At 46.3% G+C, this 18,737-nt stretch carries 2 protein-coding genes (1 of these 2 cut by a window edge); both read left to right on the top strand.

Features of this window, described 5'->3' with window-relative positions:
• A protein-coding gene (pksL, locus tag WA279_RS06860) for a polyketide synthase PksL (RefSeq protein ID WP_336154764.1) crosses the window boundary here: on the top strand, window positions 1-5,902 show its 3' portion. The gene continues 7,697 nt to the left of window position 1, outside the view; the window shows 5,902 of its 13,599 coding nt (coding positions 7,698-13,599); the start codon falls outside the window, past its left edge; the stop codon is at window positions 5,900-5,902.
• A 15-nt stretch (window positions 5,903-5,917) separates the two neighbouring features.
• A complete protein-coding gene (pksM, locus tag WA279_RS06865) occupies window positions 5,918-18,718 on the top strand; it encodes a polyketide synthase PksM (RefSeq protein WP_336154765.1) in 12,801 nt (4,266 codons plus the stop codon).
• The last annotated feature ends 19 nt before the right edge of the window (window positions 18,719-18,737 follow it).

An 18,737-nucleotide genomic window follows, 5' to 3' on the forward strand; every position in this document is an offset into this window, starting at 1 on the left:
CAGCGGCAAGCCTGCCAATATTACGTTACAGCCTTTAATGACCAATCAGGATCGTTTGGAGCGGACAGCACCTCTGGTTCCATCAGATACAGAAACAGAGACGATCACGGCGGAAGCCTTGTGCGATGAACTGACAGCGGGCTTAGCGGAAGTGCTGTACATGGACCAAAACGAGATTGATCCAGACGAAGCATTCATAGATATCGGTATGGACTCGATTACCGGGCTCGAATGGATAAAAGCAATAAATAAACAGTATGGCACATCACTAAATGTCACAAAGGTATATGATTATCCGACAACACGTGATTTCGCTGTTTACTTAGCACATGAGTTAAGCACACAAGCTGGGGAGAAAAAACAAACGGAGACGTACACGCCGATAAGACAAAGAACAGCGGTACCTGCTGCTAAACCGGCTAATATATCTCTGCAGCCGTTAGAACATCATCAGCCAGTGCAAGAGGAGGCTGAAGAAACGATTCAATATGCAGCGGCAGAAATATCTGCATCAAGACAATATACTGTAGCAATTGAAACGCTGCATGAAAAATTGAGGGAAAGCATAGCAGACGTGTTATACATGGAGCCATACGAGGTGGATATTGACGAAGCGTTCATAGATATCGGAATGGACTCGATTACCGGACTCGAATGGATAAAAGCGGTGAACAAGCAATACGGAACGTCTTTTACGGTAACCAGAGTATATGATTATCCAACGATACGTGATTTTGCCGAAATGCTAAAGTCCGAGCTTGGAACTCATCATGATAGAAAGATAGAGCATACTGACTCTTTCGAAGCAGCCCAGCAAAAGCCAGCAGAGCGACCGCTACAGTCTGTTCAACATCCTATAAAGAAAGAACATGAGAAGGAACAAGTCTCTGTTCGTCAAGACCGCCCGGAGGATGCGATAGCGATTGTCGGGATGTCGGGAAGATACTCGGGCGCTCGTAATGTAAGAGAGTACTGGGATAACCTGGTTCATGGGAGAAATGCCATTCGGGACATTCCAACATCACGGTGGGATGTAGACAAATACTATGATCCTGTCCTCAACAAAAAAGGGAAAGTCTACTGCAAATCAATGGGGATGCTTGATGATATTGAACATTTTGATCCGTTGTTTTTTAATATTCCGCCGTCAGAAGCGGAATTGATGGACCCGCAGCATCGAATCTTTTTGCAGGAAGGCTATAAAGCCTTTGAGGACGCTGGGTACAACGCTCGAACTTTAAATGAGAAAAAATGCGGTGTATATCTCGGCATTATGAGCAGTGAATACGGGGTCATGCTGAATCGGCAGGCAAGAGCAAATGCCACGGGGAACAGCTTTGCGATCGCTGCGGCGCGTATTCCGTATTTTCTTAATTTAAAAGGGCCTGCGATTCCTATTGACACCGCTTGTTCATCTTCATTGGTCGGCACACATTTAGCGCGGCAGGCACTTATAAACAAAGAAATTGATATGGCGCTGGTCGGCGGGGTCAGCTTATACCTGACGCCGGAATCTTACATGAGTATGTGTGAGGCCGGCATGCTTTCACCTGATGGACAATGTAAAGCATTTGACAATAGCGCGAATGGTTTTGTGCCCGGCGAGGGTGCGGGTGCGCTGGTTCTGAAAAGGCTGAAAGATGCGGAAGCGGACCGTGACCATATTTATGGCATCATCATTGGCTCGGGTATTAATCAGGACGGGAAAACAAACGGAATCACAGCACCGAGTGCGAAAAGCCAAATGGACCTGGAAAGAGACATATATGAAACATACGGCATACATCCTGAGAGTATCAGTTATGTCGAGATGCATGGCACAGGAACAAAACAAGGCGATCCAATTGAATTAGAAGCTCTGTCCACCGTATTTCAAGAAAAAACAGACAAAAAGCAGTTTTGCGCAATCGGTTCCGTCAAAAGCAATATTGGCCATACATCCGCGGCGGCAGGAGTAGCCGGGGTTCAAAAAGTGTTATTGTGCATGAATCATAAAACACTTGTGCCGACATTGAACTTCACGACACCGAATGAGCATTTTGAATTTGAGCATTCTCCTTTATACGTAAATACGGAGCTTAAGCCTTGGGAAACGGGTGATGGAAAACCGCGGAGAGCATGTGTGAGCTCTTTCGGATATAGCGGAACGAATGCCCATATTGTGATAGAGGAATATCAGCCTGACAAGAGGAACGATCGATTAACAAAGCAGCACCGCTCAGCATTATTTGTACTTTCAGCGAAAAAAGAGAAGCAATTGAAGGCCTATGCGGAAGCAATGAAAGATTTCGTAACTTCCAATGAAGATATCGATCTGGAGGATATGGCATACACGCTTCAGACGGGCCGGGAAGCAATGGATTATCGCATGGCGTTTTTGGCGGATTCGAGAGAAATGCTGATCAAAGCTTTAGATGATTATTTGGCTGAAATGCCGAACAGCAGCATATTTGCTGCTCACGTGAAAACGAAGAAGAGCGAAATCAAGCTGTTTGAAACGGATCATGATGCCAAAGCATTGCTGCAAACATGGATAGAGAAAAAAAGGCTGGAGAAAGTAGCAGAGCTATGGGTGAAAGGGCTGCAGATAGATTGGAACAAGCTTTATCGGGAATACAGGCCTCGCCGAATCAGCCTGCCTGCTTATCCGTTCGCGGAAGAGTATTACTGGCTGCCAACTCAAGAAGGTGAACCCGAAACCATTGCTACAGCTCTGCCTCAATCCGAACTGATGCCAAAGCGCTGCTTTCTGCGTAAACAATGGCAGCCTTGTCTGATTGAACCGGCAGAAATGACGAATCAAACCGTCGCCATTTTGGCAAATAAGGAGACAATGGCATTAGCGGAAGAGCTTTCGACGTATTTCTCGACATACCGTATATTTGACAGCCAAGAGCTGGATCGGGTATCTGCTGCTGACTATGAACACGTTGCTGGAGCAATCGATCTGATCGGGTGCGGAACGAGCCATGAGCATTCTATGGGCTGGATAAACTGGCTCCAAAAGCTGATCGAGCAAGGACGTACAAGCAAGCATCATTTGACGATCTTAGGTGTAACAAAGGGGCTGGAGGCCTACGCAAATGACGCTGTTCATTTGTCTGGTGCTTCACGGGCCGGTTTATACCGCATGCTTCAAAGCGAGTACAGCCACCTTACTTCAAGACATGCAGATATGGAATGCGAAACCTCTTTTGAGGAGCTGGCCAGACTGATTGCAGTTGAATATTATGCCAAGAGCACAGAATCAGAAGTCTGTTATCGAAACGGACAGCGATATCGCGCATATTTGGCAGAGCAGCCAGCAGAAGCCGCTCTTAGTCATAAGCAAGTATCGTTTTCAACAGACAAAGTCCTGCTTATTACAGGCGGGACAAGAGGTCTCGGCTTGCTGTGTGCGCGGCATTTTGTGAAAACATACGGCGTTAAGCGGCTGGTCCTTATCGGCCGTGAAGAGCTTCCGCCGCGTGACCAGTGGAATTCGGTAAAAATGGCCTCGCTTGCCGAGAAAATAAAAGCCGTTCAAGAGCTAGAAGACATGGGTGCGGAAGTTCAGGTGCTGTCTCTGGCTCTCACAGACAGGGTTGCTGTCGAACAGAGCCTGAAGACAATACACGAAACAATGGGGGCGATTGGCGGAGTCATCCATTGTGCCGGGATGGTGAACAAGCAAAACCCGGCTTTTATCAGAAAATCACTAGAAGAGATCGGACAGGTGCTTGAACCGAAAGTTGAAGGTCTGCAAACGTTGTTTGACCTGCTTCAGGATGAACCATTGGCGTTTTTCACCTTGTTTTCATCAGTATCAGCGGCCATCCCTGCACTAGCAGCAGGACAAGCTGATTACGCGATGGCAAATGCTTTTATGGATTATTTTGCGGAGGCTCATCAAGATAAATGTCCCATTGTAAGCATTCAGTGGCCTAACTGGAAGGAGACCGGTTTAGGCGAGGTGCGAAGCAAAGCTTTAGAACAAACTGGATTGATCAGTTTGACAAACGACGAGGGATTACAGCTGCTTGACCAGATTCTATCAGACAGACAGTATGCTGTCGTGCTGCCGGCAGTACCAGATACAAACGGTTGGAAGCCGGACAAGCTGATGCAGCCGTCACTGCCTGTCGAAGCTCTCTCGCATCCTGAGACGAAAGAGCAAACCGGCACTCGCAACCTGTTCCCTGAAACAGTCGACTGGCTCGTAACTCTTTTTTCAGATGAACTGAAAATAGCTGCAGAAGACTTTGAAACGGATGAACCTTTCCAAGAATACGGAATCGACTCGATTATATTGGCCCAGCTGGTACAGCAGATGAACCAACAATTAAATGGAGATATTGATCCGTCAATTTTGTTTGAATACCCGACAATAGAATCCTTTGCACACTGGCTCATTTCGAAATATGACATATCAGCTGTTTTACAGCCATCTGTTCCTGAGAAACAGACACCTCTCAAGCCGCAATCAGCAATGAAACAGAAGCTGGTGCCAGAACAGCGGCCGCTAAGCCATGAAAAAACGGCACTTCTTGCTGAGGACATCGCTATCATCGGTCTTAGTTGCAGGTTCCCAGGAGCAGAAACCCTAGAGGAATACTGGGAACTAATACGTGATGGACGGTCTGCGATTGCGCCTGTTCCGCCTGAACGATTCGGGAACTCCAGCCCAAATTACGCGGGCCTCATTGATGAAATGAACCGATTTGATCATGATTTCTTCATGATGTCCGAAAGCGATGTCAGAGCGATGGACCCTCAAGCTTTGGCTGTATTGGAGGAAAGCTTGAAGCTGTGGTATCACGCGGGTTATACAGAGAAAGAAGTGAAAGGCATGAGGGCTGGTGTTTATATAGGAGGCCGCAGCCAGCACAAGCCTGATCCGGCCAGTCTTTCAAAAGCAAAAAATCCGATAGTCGCTGGCGGACAAAACTATTTAGCAGCTAACATCTCACAATTTTTTGACTTGAAGGGACCAAGTATTGTCCTGGATACCGCTTGTTCCTCTGCGCTGGTGGGGCTGAATATGGCCATTCAGGCTCTGCGAAGCGGAGATATTGAGGCAGCGGTTGTAGGCGGCGTCAGTTTGCTTGATGCTGATGCGCATCGAATGTTTTATGAGCGCGGACTTTTATGTGACAAACCGTCATTCCATATTTTTGATAAGCGGGCAGACGGTGTCATTTTAGGAGAAGGCGTGGGCATGGTTCTCGTCAAAACCGTCAGCAAAGCGCTTGAAGACGGAGATTCCATATATGCAGTCATTAAAGCTGCTGCGATTAATAATGATGGAAGAACGGCTGGCCCATCATCTCCGAATCTCGAGGCACAAAAGGACGTCATGCTGTCAGCGCTTGAAAAAAGCGGCAAAAAGACTGAAGAGATCAGCTATCTCGAAGCGAACGGATCGGGGTCGGCAGTAACAGATTTACTTGAATTAAAGGCAATCCAGTCCATTTACCGTTCTGAATCAAAGGCTCCGTTAGGGCTGGGATCGGTGAAACCTAACATCGGCCATCCATTATGTGCAGAGGGGATTGCGAGCATGATTAAAGTAGCTTTAATGCTGAAGCATAGACAATTGGTTCCGTTCCTGTCAGGTAATGAAAATATGCCGTATTTTGATATAGAAAAAACAGATTTGTATTTCAGCAGATCGCAAGCCGAGTGGAAGGAGACAACGCCGGCTGCGGCAATTAATTGTTTTGCAGATGGCGGAACGAACGCCCATCTCATTATAGAAGCCTGGAATGAATCGGTTGCTCGTCCAATTAGCAGAAAACCTCTGCCTTTGCCGGAATTAAATAGGCAGCCCGTTTTAATCAAACCATCAGCTCAAAACGTGCAGGAAAAAGTGCATTCAGACTCAGGGGCTTCTAAAGATATGTTTTGGAAAACTTTCAAATAAGAGAGGAGTGGGAAAATGATAACTGAACAACTGCACATTTCATTAAATAATCCAATCATGTCCAACCACAAGGTATATGGACAAGCGTTATTACCCGGCCTTGCTTATATAGATTTAATCTACCAAGTATTCCAGGAACATGGTTATGCATACCAAGAGCTTGAATTAAAAAACCTGACCATTTTTTACCCTTTGATCGCAGATGAGTCATATGACATTGCCCTGACCATTCACGTGTCTGAAAGAAAGGAAGGGACATGGTCCATCATCATCGACGGACAAAAACAGCATGGAGAATCACTATCTGACAAAAGACAATATGTGACTGCTGACATGCATCGTAAAGAGCAAACTTCTTTTGCCGAATCAATAGACCCTAATCAGTGGAAAAAAACAGCTGACAGGATTCTGAATTTAGATGAAATCTATGAACAATGCCGCTCTCAGGAGTTAGTGCATACCGGCATGATGAAGGCGGAAGGACAGATTTATGAAACCAAAGAGGGTGCTTTAATTGATTTAGCAGTTGGACAGGACGCCCTGCGCCATTCTGAAGCTTTTCTGTTTCATCCGACGCTTATTGACGGCAGCGGCATAGGTTCAAGCTGCCTGCTCTCAGATCAAACGATGTACCTGCCATTGTGTTATGAATCGTTTTCTGCTTCAGAACAATTGCAAAAAGGATGTACAGCACGAATCCTCTCCTCATCTGTGCGCCAAAAGAAAGAGCTCACTTATATGACGATTGAATATTTTAATTCATCAGGACAAAAAGTGGCCGAGCTGAAACAATTTGCAGGCAAGTCTGTACGGAATATGTCAGCCTTTCATTCTGCAAAAGAAATTCAAGAAGAAAGAGCTGCTGTCTCTCAGAACATCAGTCGGGACTATCCCGCATTTGAAATGTATTTGCGTCAGCTGCTTGCTAAGCAGCTTGAAAGGCCGGCAGAACAAATGGATATCCACGCTGGGTACTATGAGCTTGGTCTGGATTCTCCGTCATTGCTTACCGTGGTTCAGGAAATTGGAGATAAGGTTGGAGCGGATCTTGCTCCGACACTGCTGTTTGAATTTACAACAATTGCAGAACTAGCTGCTCATCTTGCTGATCACTATTCAATTGGAGAGGCGGACGATGCTGTCCGCCAATCTCCTTCACCAATGAAGGATTCTCCTGATGGTGTTACCTCTTCACCAGAGATCGGGGAGGACATAGCCATTATCGGAATGGCGGGACGCTATCCTAAGGCGAAAAATATACAGGAATTTTGGGAACAGCTTAAAGCGGGTACCGACTGCATCACAGAGATTCCAAACTCACGCTGGGAATGGAAAGAAAACAATGGACTGGATTCACCTTCGGGCAAGCCATTGTCAAAATGGGGCGGGTTTATCGAGGATGCTGATTGCTTTGATCCTCAATTTTTCAGAATCTCTCCGCGTGAAGCGGAAATGATGGACCCTCAGGAACGGTTATTTTTAGAGACGTGCTGGGAAGCTATTGAAGATGCGGGTTATACACCAGAGACAATTGCTTCACCGCAGGGAGAAAATAAAAGGCAGCATGTCGGTGTGTTTGCCGGCGTTATGCATAAGGACTATTCCCTTATAGGGGCTGAAGCTCTATCAGAACACAATCCATTTCCTTTATCGCTGAATTATGCGCAAATCGCCAACAGGGTCTCTTACTATTGTAATTTCCACGGTCCAAGCATGGCGGTGGACACGGTCTGCTCTTCCTCATTAACTGCGGTTCATTTGGCAATAGAGAGCATCCGGAATGGAGAATGTGAGGCCGCGCTTGCCGGAGGCGTCAATTTGTCACTGCATCCGGCTAAATATATCAGCTATGGCAGTGTAGGGATGCACTCAAGTGACGGCTATTGCCATACTTTCGGCAAAGGCGGGGATGGCTACGTATCTGGAGAAGGTGTCGGCACAGTATTGCTAAAACCGCTGCGAAAAGCTGAACAGGACGGTGACCGAATCTATGCTGTCATCAAAGGCAGTGCGATAAATCATGTAGGGAAAGTAAGCGGAATTACAGTACCGAGCCCGGTAGCTCAAGCTGATGTTATCGAAGCGTGTCTAGAAAAAACAGGAATTGATCCGCGCACCATCAGTTATGTTGAAGCCCATGGCACTGGCACCTCATTGGGAGATCCGATTGAAATACAGGGGTTAGTAAAAGCTTTCAGCCGCAATACGCAGGACAAGCAATTCTGTTCAATCGGTTCTGTTAAATCGAATATTGGCCATGCTGAAGCTGCAGCCGGCATTAGCGGCTTAACGAAGACTGTTCTGCAGTTGCATCATAAAACCTTGGTGCCGTCATTACATTCAGAAGAGCTGAATCCTTATTTGAAGCTCGATCAAACCCCATTTTTTGTCCAGCATGAAACAAAGGAATGGGAGCAGCCATCTTTTACAGAAAACGGGGTGGACGTCACATATCCCCGCCGTGCCGGTTTAAGTTCGTTTGGCGCTTCAGGATCAAATGCGCATCTTATTTTAGAAGAATATATTCCGGCAGAGAGTCATTCAGAGACGATTTTAACGAAAAATGAAGAAATAGTGATACCTTTGTCTGCGAGAAACAAAGATCGTCTGCAGGCTTACGCTCTTAACCTTCTTGATTTTCTTAGCGAGGACGTCAATCTTTTAGCGTTAGCTTATACCATGCAGGCAGGACGGGTTGAAATGGAGGAGCGTGCGGCCTTCATCGTAAAAGACATAAAAGATTTAACGGCTAAACTTCGGGCGTTTGCCAATGGAGAAGAAGAGATCGAGGGCTGCTGGACCGGACAAGCCAAGGAGAATCAGGAGGCGGCTGGGCCGACATCGGTAAATGCGCTGAATAACCATTTGATAAAAGACAGCGAAATGATGGAAATGGCGAAAGCATGGGTTCAAGGAAAGCGGGTCACCTGGGACGACCTATACGGCGATCGCAAGCCGCTTAAGATCAGTGTTCCGACCTATCCGTTTGCAAGGGAGCGCTACTGGATCCCGGTTCCTGAAATGAAAACCAGCACTGTGAATCATATCTTACATCCGCTGGTGCACCGCAATACATCAGACTTTACTGAGCAGCGCTTTAGCTCTGTATTTACAGGCACGGAATTTTTCCTTTCTGATCATGTTGTACAGGGACAGAAGATTTTGCCGGGCGTTGCCTATTTAGAAATGGCAAGGGAAGCAGCGGAAAAAGCTGCAGGCGATCTGGACGGCGAACAAAGAGTGGTGTCGCTTAAAGACATTGTGTGGGTGCGTCCTATCACGATAGAAAGTGAACCAAAAGAAATACATATTGGCCTTTTTCCTGAGGATAACGGGGACATCTCCTTTGACATTTATAGCAGCTCTGAACATAAAGAAGAAGCCCTGACGATACACTGCCAAGGCCGCGCTGTCATTTCAGATGAAGCGGACACTTCCATTTTAAACCTTTCATCAATACAGACAGAATGCAGTTTGGACACAGTGACGTCAGAACAATGCTATGCAGCGTTTCGAAAGATTGGGCTTGACTATGGAGAGGGCTATCAAGGGATTGAAAAAGTCTATGTCGGCAAAGATCAATTGCTTGCAAAAATCTCGTTACCCGCTTTTCTAAAAAACGATAAGCAGCATTTTGCGCTCCACCCGAGTTTGATGGATTCCGCGTTCCATGCCACAGTCGGTTTTATCGTTAGCTCAGTCAATGCCGCTGGACAAGCTCAGACGCTGTCTCTTCCATTTGCGTTGCAGGAGGTTGATATTTTCAGCCCATGTCCAGAGAAGATATGGTCTTATATTCGATACAGTTCAGACAGTAAAGCGGAGGACAAAGTCAGAAAGTATGATATTGATTTGTGTGATGAGAACGGACACGTTTGTGTGCGAATGAAGGGTGCCTCGATGCGGGCGCTTGATGGAGAGCAGCATTCAATGCCGCAACTATTAACTGATTCTCAGATGACCGGGCATACGATGATGATCCCTGTCTGGGAACCGGTCTCTTCAGATACGGAGGATAATGCTTCGTTTGCTGGTACACGAGTTGTTTTATGCGGTGCTGATGAAGCTAATCGGGCATTAATAAAGCATCATTATCCGCAAGTTTCCTTTATCGATATCCGGCCTGCAGATGACATTGAGGGAATAGCGGACAAACTGCAAGCGTACGGAAGCATTGACCATGTATTGTGGATTGCCCCGTCACACCGGGGAAGTATAGGTAGTGATGGACAAGGAGAAGCTGTTCTTCACTTATTTAAGCTTGTGAAAGCATGCCTGCAATTAGGCTATGGCGAGAAACAACTTGAATGGTCTCTTGTGACCGTCCAAGCGCAGCCGGTTACGCAACATGAGGCAGTACAACCCGCTCATGCAAGCATTCATGGGCTTGCCGGCACAATGGCAAAGGAATATCCACACTGGAAAATCCGTCTTCTCGATCTTGAAAAAGGCTGCACATGGCCGGTAAATCACATGTTTGCGCTCCCAGCTGACCGCCTTGGCCATGCTTGGGCCTATCGTAATCGGCAATGGCATCAGCAGCAATTGATCCCATATCGGCACTCACTGTCAGGCGACACGCTGTATCGGAAAGGCGGAGTCTATGTGGTCATCGGAGGAGCCGGGTATATCGGAGAGGCGTGGAGTGAGTACATGATCCGCCGCTACCAAGCGCAAATCGTTTGGATTGGGCGAAGTCAACTTAATGCTGCCATCCAGTCAAAAATAGACCGACTTTCGGCGCTTGGCCCTGAGCCTTTCTACATTGCAGCCGATGCAGCCGATAAGCATTCATTGCAGCAGGCTTATGATCAAGTGAAAATGCGCCATCCTCATATTCACGGGATTGTTCACTCTGCGATGGTTTTATTTGAGCAAAGCCTGGAAAAAATGAAGCCAGAAGAATTCACCGCTGGACTGGCGGCGAAGATCGATGTCAGTATTCGGATGGCCCAAGTGTTCCGCCAGGAGAATGTAGATTTTGTTTTATTCTTCTCTTCGCTTGTAGCCCATATCAAAAATGTGAAGCAAAGCCATTATGCCTCTGGCTGTACATTTGCAGATGCTTTTGCCCACCAGCTTTCTCAGAGCTGGGCATGCCCTGTAAAAGTCATGAACTGGGGATATTGGGGGGATAGTGAAGCGGCTGAGGATGAACATTATGTACAGCTCATGAATCAAATCGGCTTAGGTTTAATTGAGCCTGCGGAGGCTATGAAGGCGCTGGAAGCACTGCTTTCTGGGCCAGTCAGCCAAACAGCTTTCATTCATACGACAAAGCCTGTAGCAGTCGAAGGCGTGAATCAGAATGAATTCATCACTCTTTATCCAGAGCAACCTTCAGCAGATACAGAGAGCCTGATGGAGCGTCTGCCGACTACGGGACAATTCCAAAGAGTGACACATGAAGAGCTTGATGATCTTCTTTACAGGCTGTTGTTAGGACAGCTGCAAACGGCCGGGCTGTTTGATGGTTATACATTATCGGTTGAACGTCTTCAACAATATAAGACTCGTGAATTTTATGGAAAATGGATTCGGCAAAGCAGCGAATTTCTCTTGCAGCATGGCTATCTTAAGAAAGTTGGAGATTCATTGGTGAGGAAGGACCAAGCAGAGGATATCGAGCTGCTTTGGCAAGAATGGAATGCGAAAAAAGAGAAGTGGCTTAAAGACAGCGAGACAAAGGCGATGGTTGTATTAGCAGAGGCCATGCTGAAAGCATTACCGGATATTTTGACAGGGAAAGTCCCTGCAACAGATATCATGTTCCCGCATTCCTCGATGGAACTGGTGGAAGGCATTTATAAGCATAACCAAGTGGCAGACTATTTTAATAAAGTGCTTGCCGATACATTATTAGCTTATCTGGATGAACGTCTGAAGCACGACCCTGAGGCATCGATTCGCATTATGGAAATAGGCGCAGGCACAGGCGGCACGAGTGCCGGAATCTTTGAAAAACTGAAACCATATCAAAAGCACATCAATGAATATTGCTATACAGATCTGTCTAAAGCATTTTTGCTGCATGCAGAAAAGGAATATGGGGCGGAAAATCCGTACCTGACATATCAGCTTTTTGATGTGGAAAAACCGATTGACCAGCAGGAATTTGAAGCGGGAGGCTATGATGTCGTCATTGCCGCTAATGTCCTTCACGCAACAAAAAATATCCGTCAAACACTGCGGCATACAAAAGCAGTAATGAAAAACAACGGAATGCTGCTGCTGAATGAAATGGCGGGAAACAGCCTGTTCCCTCACATCACCTTTGGTCTTTTGGAAGGCTGGTGGCTGTATGAAGATCCTGAAGTGCGGATTCCCGGCTGTCCAGGCTTACATCCTGACAGCTGGAAAGCGGCACTTGAAAGCGAAGGCTTTGAATCTGTCTTTTTCCCGGCCGAGGCGGCACATGATCTGAGTCACCAAATCGTCGCAGCCTCAAGCAACGGGCTGGTTCGACGTATGATGAAAAATGTGATCTTGCCGGAGAAGGTTGTTTCACAAGCGTCTAATCAGGAGCCAGCCTACATTCATACCATAGATTCAGAGGAAGCTGGACAATCAAAACATGCTCTCCTAAGAGAAAAAAGCACAGAATATATGAAAAAACTAATCGGGGAAACGTTGAAAATTCCTGCAGGAAAGATTGAGTCATCTGAACCGCTTGAAAAGTACGGTATTGATTCTATCGTTGTTGTCCAGCTGACGAATACATTGCGTAAAGAATTTGACCATGTAAGCAGCACTTTATTTTTCGAGTACCAGACCATTGACGCATTAGTGGAGCATTTCATCAAAACAAAAACAGAAGCGCTGATGAAATTAACAGGTCTTGACCGTCAAGTTCAACAACAAACACCGGCCGAAAGCAGAACCCAATCTTCACAGAAACCTGATCAGGCCGCTAAAAGAACACGGCGCTACCGCAAGCTTGGCTTCAGCGGGGAGAAAGAAACACCGACAAACACTCTTGCAAGCCGTGACGTTGCCATTATCGGCATTTCTGGACGCTATCCTCAGGCGGAAACAGCAGAAGACTTTTGGAACAACCTAAAAGAAGGAAGAAATTGTATTGAGGAAATTCCGAAAGATCGCTGGGATTGGAAAGCTTATTACGATAAAGAAAAAGGAAAAGAAGGATCAATTTATACGAAATGGGGCGGATTTATCAAGGATATGGACAAGTTTGACCCATTATTCTTTCAGATTTCTCCGCTTGAGGCAGAAAGAATGGACCCTCAGGAGCGATTATTTCTGCAAACCGCTTATGCAAGTATTGAAGACGCGGGATACACGCCTGACTCGCTCTGTTCAAGCAGAAAAATCGGCGTCTTTGCCGGAGTCATGAACAAAAATTATCCGACCGGCTACGGCTATTGGTCTATCGCCAACAGAATATCCTATTTACTGAATTTCCAAGGCCCGAGTCTTGCAGTCGATACAGCCTGCTCATCCTCCCTGACAGCGATTCATTTAGCGCTGGAAAGCATCTATAGCGGATCGAGTGATTGTGCCATTGCCGGCGGTGTCAATTTAGTTGTCGACCCGGTTCACTATCAGAATTTATCTGTCATGAATATGCTCTCTGCTAGTGATACATGTAAATCATTCGGCGATGATGCAGATGGATTTGTCGACGGTGAAGGCGTAGGCGCCATTGTGTTAAAGCCGCTGCAGCAAGCAATAGCGGACGGTGACCATATTTACGGTGTGATAAAGGCAAGTGCCATTAATAGCGGAGGAAAAACAAATGGATACACGGTTCCAAATCCTCATGCACAGGCACAGGTAATTAAAGAAGCAATGGAGCGCGCCGACATTCCTGCCCGAACCATCAGTTATTTAGAGGCGCATGGAACAGGCACTGCATTAGGAGATCCGATTGAGATAGCGGGGTTAACAAAAGCATTTGAGAAAGATACGCAGGAGAAACAGTTTTGTGCGATCGGCTCCAGCAAATCAAATATCGGTCATTGTGAAAGTGCAGCCGGAATTGCAGGGCTGACAAAAATACTTTTTCAGTTTAAATATGGCCAAATTGCACCATCATTGCATGCTCAGCGGTTGAATCCGAACATCGAGTTCAGCCATACGCCATTTGTCGTTCAGCAGCAACTTGGTGAATGGAAACGCCCGGTGATTGGCGGGCAAGAGGTGCCTAGGCGCGCTGGCTTGAGCAGTTTTGGCGCCGGAGGGTCCAATGCCCATATCATCCTGGAAGAATATATTCCAAGAACGGGGGCGCAAACGCCGAAAGACCATCCTCCAGCGCTGATTGTGCTGTCGGCCAAAAACATGGAACGCTTGCAAGAAAAAGCGAAACAGCTGCTTACAGCCATCAAACAAAAAAGGTACCGCGAAACAGACCTGATCAGGATTGCCTATACCTTGCAAACAGGCCGTGAAGCAATGGAGGAACGGCTGGCCTTTATAGCGGAATCACTAGAGGATCTAGAGAGAAAGCTGAACGATTTTATCGAAAACAAAGCAGACAGCCTGTATCTGGATCGCATCGATGATAACAAAAAAGCGTTAGCAGTCTTATCAGTGGATGAGGATACGGGAAAAATCATAGAAGCATGGATGAGCAAAGGGAAATATACGAAACTGCTGGATCTTTGGGTGAAAGGCTTGTCTTTCGACTGGGGCATGCTGTACGGCACCCAAACGCCTGTCCGGATCAGTCTTCCGGCCTATCCATTTGCAAAAGAACGTTACTGGGCACCAGGCGCGGCAAAGGCTCCGGCGTCTATAGAACAGGATCATGATCAGCAAACAGAAGAACCTTTCAAGGTTATGACTTTTCAAGAAGTGTGGAAAGAAGAGCCGGCGACTCTCACATCGAAACGTATCAAAACGCTCATCTGTTTTCTGACTGAAAGAGAAAAGCAAAACGCATTTGCTTCAGCCCTGAAAAACGTTGATCAAGACACCAAGGTCATTTTTATATCACAGGGCGAAGTGTACAGCAAACAGTCTGAATATAGCTACCAGATTGTGCGGCAAGAACCCGTTACTTTTGAAAAGGCCTTCCAGAGCATTAAAGAAGAACTTGGAGAGCCAGATGCAATCCTCTATATGTGGCCTATGGAAGACAAGCGCTGTATAAAGGACCATTCCTGTATTGTTTACCTATTACAAGGTATGTCCGCAGCAAAGCTTCATCCTTCACGGCTGCTGCTGGCAGGATGTTTTGAAGATGGTCTTGACAGAAGCTATCTGGAATCATGGATTGGCTTCGAACGTTCACTCGGGCTTGTCCTTCCGCACACAAAAGTGACTGGAATCTTTCAGCCGGCGGAACAAGGATCGATGGATGATTGGACACGTAATATATGGGCAGAATTACAGGCTTCAGCTGAACAAACGGTTTTGTATCAGAATGCGAAACGATATGTAAATCACATTGAACAGACAACGATACAACCGGACGACAGCAAATTGAAGTCTGGCGGTACTTACCTGATTACAGGCGGTGTAGGAGGGCTTGGTTATTTATTTGCCAAGCATTTGGCTAAAAACTATGCCGCAAACCTGATTTTGACAGGGCGGTCGCCTTTTAATGATGAGAAGCAAAAGCAAATAAAAGAATTAAATGATCTAGGCGGCGAAGCGATGTATGCAGAAGCAGATGTGTCTGATCCTATCGCAATGGGAGACTGCGTAAAAAGAGGGAAAGACCGATTCGGTGCCATCAACGGTGTCATTCATGCAGCCGGAATCGAAAGCGACTCTGCTATTTTTGACAAAAAGATCGAAAGCTTCCAGCGCATCATTGAACCGAAAATCAACGGCACGATAGCGCTTGATGAATGGCTTAAAAATGAAGTCCTTGATTTTATGTGTTATTTTTCTTCTTCTTCTGCGGTTTTAGGGGATTTTGGATGTTGTGATTATGCGATTGGCAACAGGTTTCAGATGGCTTACGCACAATACAGAAATGAGCTGCATAACGGTAAAACGTTTGCCATCAACTGGCCTGTATGGAAGGATGGCGGAATGAAGATCGGTGATGAGGAAACAACGGATATGTACCTGAAATCAAGCGGCCAACGCTTCCTAGAAGCCGAGGAAGGCATCCGTATGTTTGAGCACATCCTAGCTCAGCAGGATGCTCAGCATCTCGTCATAGCCGGTCAGCCCAGCCGTGTCAGCCGATTTTTAGGAATGACTGAACCAGCTATTCCAGAACCGGCCACTCAAGCCCCTCTAGCACAAGAAAACAAGGATGAGGTAAAAACGTTAAGCGTTGAAAAGCGTTTAGAACACGACTTGAAAGAGCATATTCACACATTGCTTAAGATTTCAAAGGACAAGCTGAATGTGAACAAAAATTGGGCCGACTTCGGATTTGATTCAATCTATTTGGCTAAATTTTCGAATGTGTTATCAAAGCATTTCAACATCGAAGTAACACCGGCTTTATTTTTCGGCTATTCGACTTTACAAGAATTGATCGGCTTTTTCTTAACCGATCATAAAGAGCTGATTGAAGCATTTTACCGGGATGATGCATCAGAGGCGCAAAAGTCCCCTGAAGCTTATGCAGCAATTCCTGTAGCTTTAGAACCAGAAACCAGTAAAAAAAGCATTCGGCAGGTTCACGATGAGCCTATTGCCATTATCGGCATGAGCGGCAGGTTCCCTCAAGCTGATTCGGTCCATGAGCTGTGGGATAATCTGAAAAACGGTAAATCGTGTATCTCTGACATCCCGAGTGAACGCCGGGACTGGGGGAGAGCTAACAGAGATCCAGAAAAAGCAGTGCCAAGGTGGGGTGCATTTTTGAAAGACATAGACCGGTTTGATCCGCTGTTTTTTCAAATATCGCCTAAAGAAGCCGAAAGCATGGATCCGCGCCAGCGCATTTTTCTAGAGGAAGCATGGCACACGTTTGAAGACGCCGGCTATATGGGAGATCGGATAAAAGGAAAATCCTGCGGTGTTTATGTAGGTGTGGAAGAAGGGGAATATGCGCACCTAACCGGAGATTCGGATTACATTAACGGAACACAAAACGCCACATTGTCTGCGAGAATCGCATACGCATTGGATTTAAAAGGGCCTAATATGGCTTTGACAGCAGCATGTTCATCTGGACTGGTGGCGATTCACCAGGCATGTTCAGCTCTGCGTCAGGGGGATTGTGAAATGGCTTTAGCCGGCGGCGTCAGCTTGAATATTTCTCACATGTCTTTTGAGGCGCTGACAAGGGCCGAAATGCTGTCTCCGAACGGACAATGCAAAGTGTTTGACCAGGATGCCAATGGTCTTGTGCCAGGTGAAGCGGTGGCTGCTGTTCTCTTGAAACCATTATCAAAGGCAATTGAAGATAAAGATCATATTTATGGCTGCATCAAAGCCAGCGGCGTGAATTACGATGGCAAAACCAACGGCATTACTGCGCCAAATCCTTTTAGCCAGGCAGAATTGATCGAAAACATTTATGAAAAAAATGAAATCAATCCGCTCGATATTCAATATGTGATGGCGCACAGTACCGGCTCGAATCTTGGTGATCCGCTTGAGGTCCAAGCTTTAACGAGCGTGTTCAGCAAATATACGAAGCAGAAGCAATTCTGTATGATCAGCTCAATTAAACCTTTAATCGGACACACATTTGCAGCGTCAGGAACGGTTGCTTTAATCAGTATGCTGATGGCTATGAAAAACCAGATCATTCCGGCCACTCATCACTGTGAATCGGAAAACCCGTATATTCCGTTTAAAGAAAGCCCATTTGTGCTTTGCAAAGAAAACCGTTCGTGGATCAGGAAAAATCAGAAGCCGAGGATGGGAACGATCAGCACGACTGGAATCAGCGGCACCAATGCACATGCAGTCATTGAAGAATACATTCCGGAAGATCAGCCGCCCACACAGCGGCATCAAGGGTCACCGCAGGTCATCGTGCTTTCAGCCCAAAATGACGATCGGCTTCAGGATGCTGCCTGCCGCATGATTGCGTATCTGGAGCAGAATCATAACCTTTCTTTACCTGATATGGCATATACGCTTCAGGTTGGAAGAAAAGCCATGGAAGCAAGGCTCGCGATCGTTGCAAACAATCAGAAGCAATTGGTGCGAAAATTGAAGGAATATGTGGAAGCAATGAAGAATGGTGGGGTATCAGGCCAACAGAGATCCCTTTATACAGGATATACAGAAGGGATGTTAGAAGAACAAGATGAAGCAGTTCTGCAAGCTCTCGCAAAAGAAAGAAATTTGGAAAACATCGCGGAATGCTGGGTGAAAGGATATCAGATTCCTTGGGAACTCCTTCATGATGGCGATCACGTTCGGATGGTTTCTTTACCTGGTTATCCATTTGCAAGGGAGCGGTATTGGGTTTCGTCAGGCACTCAGCAATCAGAGGCCGTTAAACAGCATTCACAAGATATGAAAACAGAGATTGACGAGCCGAATGGCAAAACCCATATTCAAAAGATCATTGTTCAATTTTTAGCACGAGAATTGGGCATATCTGAGGATCGAATCAATTTCAAAAGAAACTTGCTGGATTATGGGATGGATTCAATTCTTGGCCGAAAATTGATGCGGCATATCGAAAAAACCACGCAGCTGAAGATGGCCGGCCGGGAAATCCTTGAATGTCAGACAGTCCAAGCTCTATCTGACCGTTTGGCCTTAAAAGCGGAAAAACAAAATCATAGCGCAGCAGCACATCACATAAAGGGCACGTATACAGACGAGCACATCATCGGAATGATGCAAGAGGTGGCGCTAGGGAAATTGGATTTTAAGAGTGTGCAAAACATCATAGAAGGGAGTAAATCGTATGAATCATAAAGAAATTCTCGATGCCTTC

The sequence above is a fragment of the Bacillus sp. 204(2023) genome (assembly GCF_037027505.1).
GTDB classification, from domain to species: Bacteria; Bacillota; Bacilli; order Bacillales; family Bacillaceae; genus Bacillus; species Bacillus subtilis.